We start from the raw sequence: 10,361 nt of genomic DNA on the forward strand, positions 1-10,361 counted from the left end.
GATCCGGGACCGTCACACCGTGACGGCCTGGCGGCTGAGGGACAGGCGCGCGTTGTCGAGGGTGGCGTCCATGCGCGCCGACTGCCCCTTGGTGAACATGAACATCGCGGCGTCGTCCGTGTAGTCCATGTAGTTCATGAACATGTCCCCGTCCGGGCCGTTGCCGCACGTCATACTCGGGAAGCGCGGCGAACCGAGGTTGGGCCCCGCCTGGTTGGGGGTGTCGGCCACGAAGTCGCTGCCGCTGCATCCCTCGTCGTCGTCACCCCAGATGTGGCGCAGGTTGAGCCAGTGCCCGATCTCGTGCACGGCCGTACGGCCGCCGTCGAACGGCGCGGCGGCCGTGCCGGTCGTGCCGAAGGCGCTGTGCGTGATGACCACGCCGTCCGTGGAGGCGGCGCCGCCCGGGAACTGGGCGTAGCCCAGCAGACCGCGACGCAGCTGGCAGACCCAGATGTTCAGGTAGACGTCCGCGGGCCAGGCGTCCCGGCCTCCGCTCATGCTGAACTTGACCAGATCGTCCGTGCCCCAGTCCCTGCTCGAGGCCTGCGTCCGCGTGATGCCGTTCGTCGGCCGGCCCAGCGGATCGGTCTGGGCGAGATGGAACTGGATGCGCGCGTCGGCCACCAGGTCCCGCCATACCTCCGGCACCTTGCTGACATCGGGGTTCGCGGCGCGGAAGTCCTGGTTCAGGACGGCGATCTGACTGTGGACCTGGGCGTCGCTGACATTCTGCTCGGGCGTGTTGTGCACCACGTGCACGACGACGGGAAGGTCGACGACGCCCTGCCGGGCGGCCTCGCGCCGCTGTGACTCGTAGCTGAACGCGGTGTTCTCGATCTGCGCACGGTTGCCGGCGTACTCGGGGTTGAGCGTCAGCAGTCGGCGGTTCACTTCCATGGCACCGCACCAATGGCTGTAATCGGCTGAAGCGGCGCGGAGATAGGACTGGGCATCGGACATGGCTGCGCCCCTCTGAAGGGTGTTGGACTTGCCGCGCACACGGCTGCGGAACCGCGCGTCGGACGCGCGCTGCGGGGCTGGGCGATGCCGGACGGAAGGGTCGGTTGCCCGCTGCCCCTCGACCCATACACTGATAATCGTAGACATTCACGGAGAAGAGCGGCAATTTTTGAGCAGCGCGGCGATGTCCGCGCTTGCGGTGAGCGAGGTGGCCGGGGTCATGCGAGAGCCTCCGCCGGGCCTGTTCCGTTCCTGGTTCCACTCCTACGAGGAGGACCACGGCGACGTGCGGGTGTACCGGCCCGACGACTACCCGTTCCCACCGGCCCGAGGGCGTCGCGGTATGGAGTTCGCACCCGATGGCGCGTTCGTCGACCATCCCCTGGGACGCGGCGACGCTCCCGACGCCGTACCCGGTCGCTGGCGCCTCGGGCCGGCGGGACGGATCTCGCTCACCTTCGAAGGAGCCCGCCCGGACCGGGAGTTGGAGATCGTGCGCTGCGACGAGGACGTGCTGGAGGTGCGGCGCATCACGAGCTGAGGGCACACGCGAGGGCCCGTCGGCTCCCCCGGAGTCGACGGGCCCCGTGCTGAGGGCAGGCCGGGTCAGACAGGCACCCGCTCGCCCTCGTCGTCCCGAGCCGACTTGCGGGTCACGGCCTCGGGCGCCTCGTCGTGCGTCAGGTCCGGCAGCCGGTTCAGCCACTTCGGCAGGTACCAGTTGCGCTCACCCAGCAGCGCCATCACCGCCGGGAGCAGCACGCCCCGGATGATCGTCGCGTCGATGAGGACCGCGGCCGCGAGGCCGACGCCCATCTGCTTCATGGACTGCATGGACAGCGTGCCGAAGATCGCGAACACGGCGACCATGATGACCGCGGCGCTGGTGACGACCCCGGCCGTGGTGACCACGCCGTGCTGGATCGCGTCCTTCGTCGTACGGCCCCGCAGGCGCGCCTCGCGGATCCGGGAGACCACGAACACGTGGTAGTCCATCGACAGGCCGAACAGGATCACGAAGAGGAACAGCGGCAGCCAGGTGATGATGGCGCCGACACCCTCCGCGCCCACCAGGGACGCGCCCCAGCCGTGCTGGAAGACGGCGACGAGGATGCCGTACGCGGCGCCCACCGACAGCAGGTTGAGCACGATCGACGTGACGGCGATCGTCAGCGAGCGGAACGACAGCAGCATCAGACCGAAGGCGAAGACGACGACGAACGCGAAGACCGGGATGACCGCTCCGGCCAGCTGGTCGTTGAAGTCCTTCGAACCGGCGACCTGTCCGGTGACCGGCGCCTCGACGCCGTCCACCTTGCCGAGCGTGACCGGGCGGACCTCGTCCCGCAGCTTGTCCAGGCTCGCGCCCGCCTTGTCGAGGTCGGAGCCGCCGACCAGCGGGACGTACACGAAGGCGATGTTCTGCTCGTCGTGCAGTTTGATCTCCACCGGGCCGCGGGAGGCACCCGAACTGATCGCCCGCTCACGGAAGTCGGCGAGCGCGGACTTCACCTCGGGGGCGTTGATGTCGTCGGCCTTGACGACGACCTCGGCCGGGTCGGAGCCGCCGGGGAAGGCCTCGTTGAGGCGGTTGTACGTCTGCACGATGGGCAGTGAGTCGCCGAACTCCTGGTCCAGCGTGAGGTTCTGGGTCTTCATGCCGAGCGCGGGGGCCGCGATGGCGAGCAGCGCACCGGCCGCGACCGCGACCGAGATGACCGGCCGGGCGAGCACGCCCTTCAGTACGGCCGTCCAGAACCGGCTCTCGCGGTTGCCGCGCCCCCGGTTGCGGCGGAGCTTGCTCTGCGGGTGCAGGAAGGGGATCTTGCCCTTCTCGACCCGCTCGCCCAGCAGCGACAGCAGCGCCGGCAGGACGGTCACCGACCCGACCATGGCGACCGCCACGACCATCAGCGAGGCCAGGCCCATCGCCTCGAACTCGGCGAGCCCGGTGAACAGCATGCCCGCCATCGCCACGCACACCGTGACACCGGAGACGATGATCGCGCGGCCGCTGGTGGCGGCGGCGACCCTCAGCGCGGTCTGGGCGTCCCGCCCGGCCTCGCGCTCCTCGCGCTCACGGCGCAGATAGAACAGGCAGTAGTCGACGCCGACGGCCAGACCGACCAGCAGCATCACGGAGTTCGCCGTGTCGCTCATCGGCATGACGTGGCTGACGATGCCCATCAGACCCATCGTCGCCATGATCGCGGTGACCGCAAGCAGCACCGGCAGCAGGGCCGCCACCAGCGCGCCGAAGGCGATGAGCAGAATGCCGAGGGCCACGGGCACCGCGGAGTACTCGGCCTTCTGGAAGTCGTCCCCGAAGGCGTCGTCGAACGTCTTCATCATGCTCGCGCCGCCGATCTCCTCGATCCGCAGCGACTCGTGGTCCTTCTGGACGTCCTCGACGGCCTTCAGCACCGGCTCCACGCGCTCACCCGCGGTGTCGGACTCGCCGCGGATGTCGAACTGCACCAGCGCGCTGCGGCCGTCCTTGGAGATCGTCCGGGTGTCGTACGGCGATGTCACGTCCGTGACCTTGCCGGTGCCCTCGACCGCCTTCACGACCGCGGTGACCGCCGACCTGAACTCGGCGTCCGTGGCCTTGAGGCCGCCGTCCTTCGCCTGGATCAGGACGGTCTCGCTGGCAGGCTCCTCGATCCCCGCGTCCTCGACGATCTTGGCCGCGGTGTGTGTCTCGCCCTTCAGCTGGTCGCTGTCCTTGACGTCGACCCGGCCCGCCGCCGAGCCGAGCCCCATCGCCAGGACGACGAACAGCACCCAGATGCCGACGGCAGCCCATCGGTGGCGGGCGCTCCAGCCGCCTGCGCGGGCGGCGAGTCCCCGCACACGTGTGTCTCCGTTCCCCATGACGGGCTTGCCCCCTTGATTGCGGTGGCGGCCCCCTGCCGCCCCCTTTCGTTTCGAAGGTATGGGCCGGATAAAGCCATCTCATCGTGCTCCCCGGTGAAGTGCGGCGGCGGAAACTCATCCCCCTGGCCACCGGGTCCTCCCCACTGGGGAGGATGGGGGTCCCTTACATCTACCGGTCCGCGTCGGGGGTGAAGATCGGGGACGAGGAGTAAAGGATCATGGGGATTTGGTTGTGCTTCATGCTGACCGGTAAGTAACTTACGGCTCCAGGTCGTCGTGCCCACCCCCACGGGGCACGACGGCCGCGCCGCGTCACAGGACTGCCAGAGAACTGCCGAGGCACTGTCAGTGGGTCGCCTTAAGGTGGCCGGATGACGACGACGTATGCGGCACTGCTGCGCGGAATCAACGTGGGCGGCAGCAGAAAAGTCCCGATGGCCGACCTGCGCACCCTGCTGACCGGTCTCGGCCACGACGGCGTACGCACCTACCTCCAGAGCGGCCAGGCGGTGTTCACCACTGACCACGGCGACGAGGAGTCCCTGGCGGCGGAGCTCACGTCGGCGATCGAGAAGCAGTTCGGCTTCCCTGTGGACGTGATCGTGCGCGATCACGACTATCTCCGGGCGATCGCCGACAACTGTCCCTTCCCGGCGGCCGAGTTGGAGGCGAAACAGCTCCACGTCACCTACTTCTCCGCCCCGGTCGACGCCGACCGCTTCGCGGAGATCGACCAGGCCGCCTACCTCCCGGAGGAGTTCCGCCTCGGCGACCGCGCCCTGTACCTGTACGCCCCGAACGGCCTGGGCCGCTCCAAGCTCGCCGAAATCCTGTCGCGGCCCCGGCTCAACAAGGGTTTGATCGCCACCAGCCGTAACTGGAACACCGTCGTGAAGCTCGTGGAGATGACAGGTGACTGACGTCCGCACCCCCGCCGTGGAAGCCGCCGTCGAGGGCGAACTTCGTCTGCTCAGGCCGGAGATCCGGTCCTCCCCGGAATCCCTGGAGAAGTTGCTGCACCCCGAGTTCCGTGAGTTCGGCGCGTCGGGACGGTGCTGGGACCGGACGTCGATCATCGAGTCCCTGCTCGCGGGCACCGACCCGGGGCCCCGGCCCACCGTCGTCTCGCGGATAGCGGCCGTCCAACTCGCGCCCGACCTCGTTCACCTGACCTTCGACACGGAGGACAACGGCCGCCGGGCGCACCGCAGTTCGCTGTGGCGGCTGACGGGTGACGGCTGGCAGATGTACTTCCACCAGGGGACGCCCTTCAGCCCTGAGGAAGCGTGACCCTGCGCAGCCCGAAGCGGGGCGACCTGGAGAGGATCTCGCGGGGCGGCGCCAGTCGCGGCTCCCCGCACAGACGCCGGACATCCTCGTCGGTGTGCGCGGCGGCCACGGCGTCCAGCAGGGCGAGGTCGGCGGCGGACAGCGATGCGTCGCCGAAGCCCGCCAGGGGCTCCCAGCCGTCCCAGGGCAGCGTCTCGACGCCGCCCCGGCAGGCGAGGTCGAGGACGAGGCTGCCCTGGACGAACCACATCCCGCGCAGGGTCTCGTCGCTCCAGAACCCGAACGTCTCCGGATCCGCCTCCCCGGCCCGGCACGCCCGCCACGCCTCGCCCGCGACCAGGAACCGGTCGCGCGGCACGTCCAGCGGATCGAAGTCCAGGCGGTCGTACGACGGATGCAGCACCTGCGGATCCGTCAGACGCCAACCGCCGTCCGGCAGACGGTACTCGGTGATCCAGTGGTCCTCGTGGAAGCCGTCGACGAAGTAGGTGCCGAAGCCGCCGCGGACCCGGGCCGGCGTACCCGTCGCGCGCAGCAGGGACACGTGCAGCAGCGCGAAGTCCCGGCACGTGCCCACGAACCGGGCCGCCGGCTCCCGTGCGCCGGTCAGCGAGGTGCCCCCGCGCTCAGCCAGGACCCGCAGTATCCCGGTGACGTAGCGCGACTCGGCGTCCTCGTACAGGCGTTGCGCGGGGATGGCGTACCCCAGGCGCTCCCCTTCTCCCTGATGGATGATCACATCACGTACGACATGGGCTAGTTCGCCCGGGTCCCGCGGCAGCCGGCTGACGTCCAGGCTCCCCGGATCGCTGTACGGCGTCTGCTTCAGATAGAAGTCGTCCATGCCGGGGACCCTGAAGCCTGCCCCAGGGACAAGGTCAACCCGGGGGACGGGTGTGCGAGGCTCGTCGTATGCGCTACATCATCATCGGGGCGGGAGCGGTCGGCGGTGTCGTCGGCGGACGGCTCGCGGGCTCGGGGCACGAGGTCGTTCTGGTCGCGCGGGGCGCGCACTTCGAGGCCCTACGGGACCACGGGCTGCGGCTCAGGGTGCCGGAGGGCGAGCTGACGCACCGGCTGCCGGTCGTCGACGGGCCGGCCGCGCTCGGGGAGCTCCGCCCCGACGACGTCCTCGTCCTCGCCGTCAAGACGCAGGACAGCACGGCCGCGCTGCAGGCGTGGGGCCCGGTCCCGGTCACGGGCGGCGGTACGGCAGCCGAGCGCCTGCCGCTGGTCTGCGCCCAGAACGGCGTCGAGAGCCAGCGCCTCGCCCTACGGCTCTTCCGACGGGTGTACGGCGTCTGCGTCTGGCTGCCGTCGACGTACGTGGAACCCGGCGTCGTCTCCGCCGCCGGCAGCCCTCTCACCGGCATCCTCCATCTCGGCCGCCACCCGCACGGCACCGACGAGACCGCCCGTCTCATCGCCGCGGATCTGGAGAAGTCCCACTTCGAGGCACCGGTCGTGGCCGACGTGGCCCGCTGGCAGTACGCCAAGCTGCTGGCCAACCTCGGCAACGCCCTGGAGGCGGTGACCGGCCCCGTCGACAGTGAGGAGGCCACGGCGCTGTTCCAGCGCGTGCGAGCCGAGGGCGCCGCCGTGCTCGACGCCGCCGGGATCGCGTACGCCGACGCCGCGGAACAGCGGGCGGTACGCGGCGACAAGGTCACCCTCGTCCCCCTCGACGGCGCCCCGCGCGGCGGCGGCTCCTCCTGGCAGTCCCTCACCCGCGGCACCGGCACCATCGAGGCCGACTACCTCAACGGTGAGATCGCCCTCCTGGGCCGCCTGCACGGCGTACCGACCCCACTGAACGACCTCCTCCAGCGCCTCGCCAACACCTTCGCGCGCGAACGACGGGCGCCGGGATCGATGCCGGTCGGGGAACTCGTACGACTGGCCGACGAGGAGACGCGGGCCGCGCACTGACAGCCACGGGGCGTAACAATTGCCGGGCGAGCGGCCGGCGCACCCCCGCGGCGCCGCACCCGCGTACGGCGGGAAGGGGACGTGTCGGGGGGTGTCCGCCCGCAGAGTCCGGTGTCAAGAAACGGCACCTCCAGCGCAAGGCCCACCACCGGACCGAGGACGGACACCCCCCGGCACGGCCCCGCCCACAACGAACCCGCAGGCGCTACGCGCACCCCCACCGAACCCGCACAGGCGCCGCAGGCATGGCCGCGAACCCCCACCCACCCGCACCAGGCCGCCGCAGGCTCACGCCCCGACAGCCGCCAGCGCCGGCACCCGAGCCGCCTCGTAGCGCTCCACCAACACCCGCGCCACCTCCGGCGCCGCGCCGAGCACGTCCGCCAGGACGTCCGCCTCGGCCGCGCCCCGCGCGATCCGGTCCGGGAGGAAGCCGGGGGCCAGGACGTACGGGGCCACGGCCACGCGTTCGCAGCCGAGGGCCCGCAGCTCCCGCACCGCGTCCTCGGTGCGGGGAAGAGATGCGGAGGCGAACGCAGGCCGCACGGCGCACCAACCGGTGTGCCGCCACTCCCGCGCGATTTCTGCGATCACTGCGATCGCCTCCGGGTCGGAGGACCCCGCCGAGGCCAGCACGACCCCGGTCGAGGACTTGTCGGCGGGGGTCAGACCCGCCTCGTACAGCCGCCGTTCCAGGGCGGCGAGCAGCAGCGGCGACGGCCCCAGCACCTCGGCCTGCCGGATCCGCAGCTGCGGCGGCGCGTCCCGCAGGACCGCGGGGATGTCGGCCTTCGCGTGGAAGGCCCGCGTCAGCAGCAGCGGCAGGGCGACGACGTCCCGGACGCCCTCCGCCGCCAGCGACTCCAGCACCCCCTGCACCGACGGGATGTTGAAGTCCAGGAAGCCGGTCTCCACCCGTACGTCCGGGCGCAGCGAGCGCACCCGGCGTACCAGGGCGTGCACGGTCGCGGCATGGCGCGGGTCGCGGCTGCCGTGGGCGATGACGAGAAGTACCGGCTTCTTGAACACAGGGCCTCAGCTCCTTGCCAGCAGACCGCGACTGCGCAGCACCCACCGCTCCAGCGGGCTGAAGATCAGCAGGTCGATCGCGATGCCGACGATGAGGATCAGGAAGATGGCCAGGAACACCTGGGACATGCTGCTGTTGGTACGGCCCTGCTCCAGCAGCTGGCCCAGGCCGATACCGAGATCGGGCGAGGTGGCGATGATCTCGGCGGCCATCAGGGACCGCCAGGAGAAGGCCCAGCCCTGCTTCAGGCCCGCCAGATAGCCGGGCAGCGCGCCCTTCAGACCCGTCGCTCCCAGCGTGCGGCCGGCCCGCAGGAACAGCGGCGGTACCTGGTCGACGCCCGACACCAGACCGTTGGCGATGGAGGGGACCGCGCCGAGCAGGATCACCGCGTACATCATCGAGTCGTTCAGGCCCAGCCAGATCACGGCCGGCGGCACCCAGGCCACCGAGGGCAGCGACTGAAGACCCGACAGGATCGGCCCGATCGCCGCCCGCACGAACCGCACCCGCGCCACCAGCAGACCCAGCGGCGTACCGATCGCCAGGGCCAGCAGGAAGCCCATCAGACCGCGTGAGACGGACGTCCAGATGTAGTCGAAGAGCGTGCCCTGGAGCCAGGACTCGCGCACCTCGCCCCACACGTCGGACGGCGAGGGCAGCTTGTAGTCGGGCGCGACCCCGGCCCACACCAGGACCTGCCAGACCGCCAGCACCAGCGCGACGGCGACGACCGGCGGCAGCACCTTCTGGGTCAGGGTCTTCCGGAACGGCGTACGGCCCGTCTGGACCGTGTCCAGGGCGTCCAGCCCCGCTTCGAGCCCGGCGAGATCGTTGCCGTCCTTGCCATCCTTGGCGGCGGTCGTCTCAGTGCTGGCCATGACGGCGGATCTCCCCACGCAGTTCTTCGGTGATCTCCCGGGACAGCTCCGCCACCTCGGCGTCCTCGATACGGCGCGGCTGCGGGATGCCGACCGTCCACTCCCGGGCCACCCGGCCCGGCCGGGAGGACAGCAGGACGACCCGCTGGGCCAGCCGGACCGCCTCGCGCACGTTGTGCGTCACGAACAGCACCGACAGCCCCGTCTCCCGCCAGATCCGGGTCAGCTCGTCGTGCAGCACGTCCCGGGTGATCGCGTCCAGCGCCGCGAACGGCTCGTCCATCAGCAGCAGCCGGCTGTCCTGGGCGAGCGCCCGGGCCATCGCGACCCGCTGGCGCATCCCGCCGGACAGCTCGTGCACCCGCTTGCCGTACGCGCCCTTCAGCCGGACCAGTTCGAGGAGCTCCTCGGCCCGCTCGCGCCGCTCGGTCTTGGAGACGCCCCTGAGCTTCAGGGCGAGTTCGATGTTCTTGCCCGCGGTCAGCCACGGGAAGAGGGCGTGCTCCTGGAACATCAGCGCGGGGCGGCCGTCGGTCGTGATGCTGCCCGCGCTGGGCCGGTCCAGCCCGGCCACCAGGTTCAGCAGCGTCGACTTGCCGCAGCCGGACGCTCCGAGGAGGGTGACGAACTCGCCGGGCGCGACATCGAGGGTGATGTCGTCCAGGACGAGCTGCTGCCCGGCCGGGCCGGCGAACGACTTCGAGACATGGTCGATGCGCGCGGCGTGCTCCACGGACGCATCCGTGTCGGCGGCCTTGGCGAGGGCGGCGGTTGCCATGGTCGTCACCTCCTGGGAACTCGCGGGATCCGGAAAACGGGGCTTAGGGGCTTACTTGACGCCGAGCCCGGCGTCGTCGACCTCGGGTTCGCCCTCGGCCTTGAGAACCTTGTTCAGCGGCGTCAGGTCGTAGATGCCGGTCAGGTCCGGCTTCTGAAGCAACCCCGCCCTGACCGCGTGCTCGGCCTCGGTGTTCAGCGTGGCCGCCAGCGGGTCGTCGGTGACCTGGATGGACTGCCATGCCGGGTCGAGCACGTTGCCCGGCAGTGCCTTCCCGGTGTCGGTCTTCAGCTGCGCGTTCGCCGCGGCCTTCGCCTTCTCCGGGTTGTCGTCGATCCACTCGTTGGTCCGCACCGAGGCGCGCAGTACGGCCTCGACGGCCTCGGGGTGCTTCTTCAGGAAGTCCTGCCGCACGATGACGTTCGTGATCACGAACTTCTTGTCCGGCCACAGGTCCGCCTCGTCCAGCAGCACCTTCCCGCCCTCCGCGACCAGCTTCGACGCGGTCGGCTCGGGCACCCACGCGCCGTCGATCGAGCCGGACTTGTAGGCGTCCGGCGTGATCTTGTTGTCCGTACGGACGACGGAGACGTCACCCTTGCCGCTCTCCGCG

11 protein-coding genes are annotated in these 10,361 nt (G+C 70.6%); 4 read left to right on the plus strand and 7 right to left on the minus strand.

The features are described 5' to 3' along the window. Positions 1-12 precede the first annotated feature (12 nt). Positions 13-900: a zinc metalloprotease gene (locus ADK36_RS44875; protein ID WP_234330112.1), complete on the minus strand. Its 888-nt coding sequence runs from the start codon at positions 898-900 to the stop codon at positions 13-15. A gap of 283 nt (positions 901-1,183) precedes the next feature. On the opposite strand from ADK36_RS44875, the gene ADK36_RS44880 reads away from it, so the two are divergent. Then, a complete protein-coding gene (locus ADK36_RS44880) occupies positions 1,184-1,504 on the plus strand; it encodes a hypothetical protein (RefSeq protein WP_159029184.1) in 321 nt (106 codons plus the stop codon). A 65-nt stretch (positions 1,505-1,569) separates the two neighbouring features. Here the strand turns inward: ADK36_RS44880 and ADK36_RS44885 are convergent, their stop codons facing one another. Next, positions 1,570-3,837 (minus strand): MMPL family transporter, encoded by a 2,268-nt coding sequence (locus tag ADK36_RS44885; protein WP_048582573.1) that lies wholly within the window; start codon positions 3,835-3,837, stop codon positions 1,570-1,572. Positions 3,838-4,211: 374 nt separating this feature from the next. On the opposite strand from ADK36_RS44885, the gene ADK36_RS44890 reads away from it, so the two are divergent. Both ADK36_RS44890 and ADK36_RS44895 read left to right on the plus strand, forming a co-directional pair. After that, complete coding sequence (locus tag ADK36_RS44890) at positions 4,212-4,760, plus strand: DUF1697 domain-containing protein (RefSeq protein ID WP_048582574.1); 549 nt, start codon at positions 4,212-4,214, stop codon at positions 4,758-4,760. Then, complete coding sequence (locus ADK36_RS44895) at positions 4,753-5,130, plus strand: DUF4440 domain-containing protein (RefSeq protein ID WP_048582575.1); 378 nt, start codon at positions 4,753-4,755, stop codon at positions 5,128-5,130. The genes ADK36_RS44890 and ADK36_RS44895 overlap by 8 nt, the downstream gene beginning before the upstream one ends. Here ADK36_RS44895 and ADK36_RS44900 read toward each other — a convergent pair. After that, entirely contained in the window at positions 5,111-5,974 is an 864-nt protein-coding gene (locus tag ADK36_RS44900; RefSeq protein ID WP_048582576.1) for a transglutaminase-like domain-containing protein, read from the minus strand. The genes ADK36_RS44895 and ADK36_RS44900 overlap by 20 nt on opposite strands. Positions 5,975-6,042: 68 nt before the next feature. Here ADK36_RS44900 and ADK36_RS44905 point away from each other — a divergent pair, with 68 nt between their 5' ends. Then, positions 6,043-7,059 (plus strand): ketopantoate reductase family protein, encoded by a 1,017-nt coding sequence (locus ADK36_RS44905; protein ID WP_053201672.1) that lies wholly within the window; start codon positions 6,043-6,045, stop codon positions 7,057-7,059. Positions 7,060-7,347: 288 nt separating this feature from the next. On the opposite strand, the gene ADK36_RS44910 is transcribed toward ADK36_RS44905, so the two are convergent. From ADK36_RS44910 to ADK36_RS44925, 4 genes are all read right to left on the minus strand, one after another. Then, on the minus strand, positions 7,348-8,088 hold the full coding sequence (locus tag ADK36_RS44910) for a sirohydrochlorin chelatase (RefSeq protein ID WP_048582578.1): 741 nt from the start codon (positions 8,086-8,088) through the stop codon (positions 7,348-7,350). Between the two features lie 6 nt (positions 8,089-8,094). Beyond that, on the minus strand, positions 8,095-8,970 hold the full coding sequence (locus tag ADK36_RS44915; RefSeq protein ID WP_053201674.1) for an ABC transporter permease: 876 nt from the start codon (positions 8,968-8,970) through the stop codon (positions 8,095-8,097). Further along, positions 8,957-9,748 (minus strand): ABC transporter ATP-binding protein, encoded by a 792-nt coding sequence (locus tag ADK36_RS44920; protein WP_053201676.1) that lies wholly within the window; start codon positions 9,746-9,748, stop codon positions 8,957-8,959. Before ADK36_RS44920 ends, ADK36_RS44915 begins: the two co-directional genes overlap by 14 nt. 51 nt (positions 9,749-9,799) lie before the next feature. Then, on the minus strand, positions 9,800-10,361 hold a 562-nt coding region (locus ADK36_RS44925), incomplete at its 5' end, for an ABC transporter substrate-binding protein (protein WP_159391267.1).

Origin of the sequence: Streptomyces viridochromogenes (genome assembly GCF_001270495.1) — a bacterium.
GTDB lineage: Bacteria > Actinomycetota > Actinomycetes > Streptomycetales > Streptomycetaceae > Streptomyces > Streptomyces viridochromogenes_A.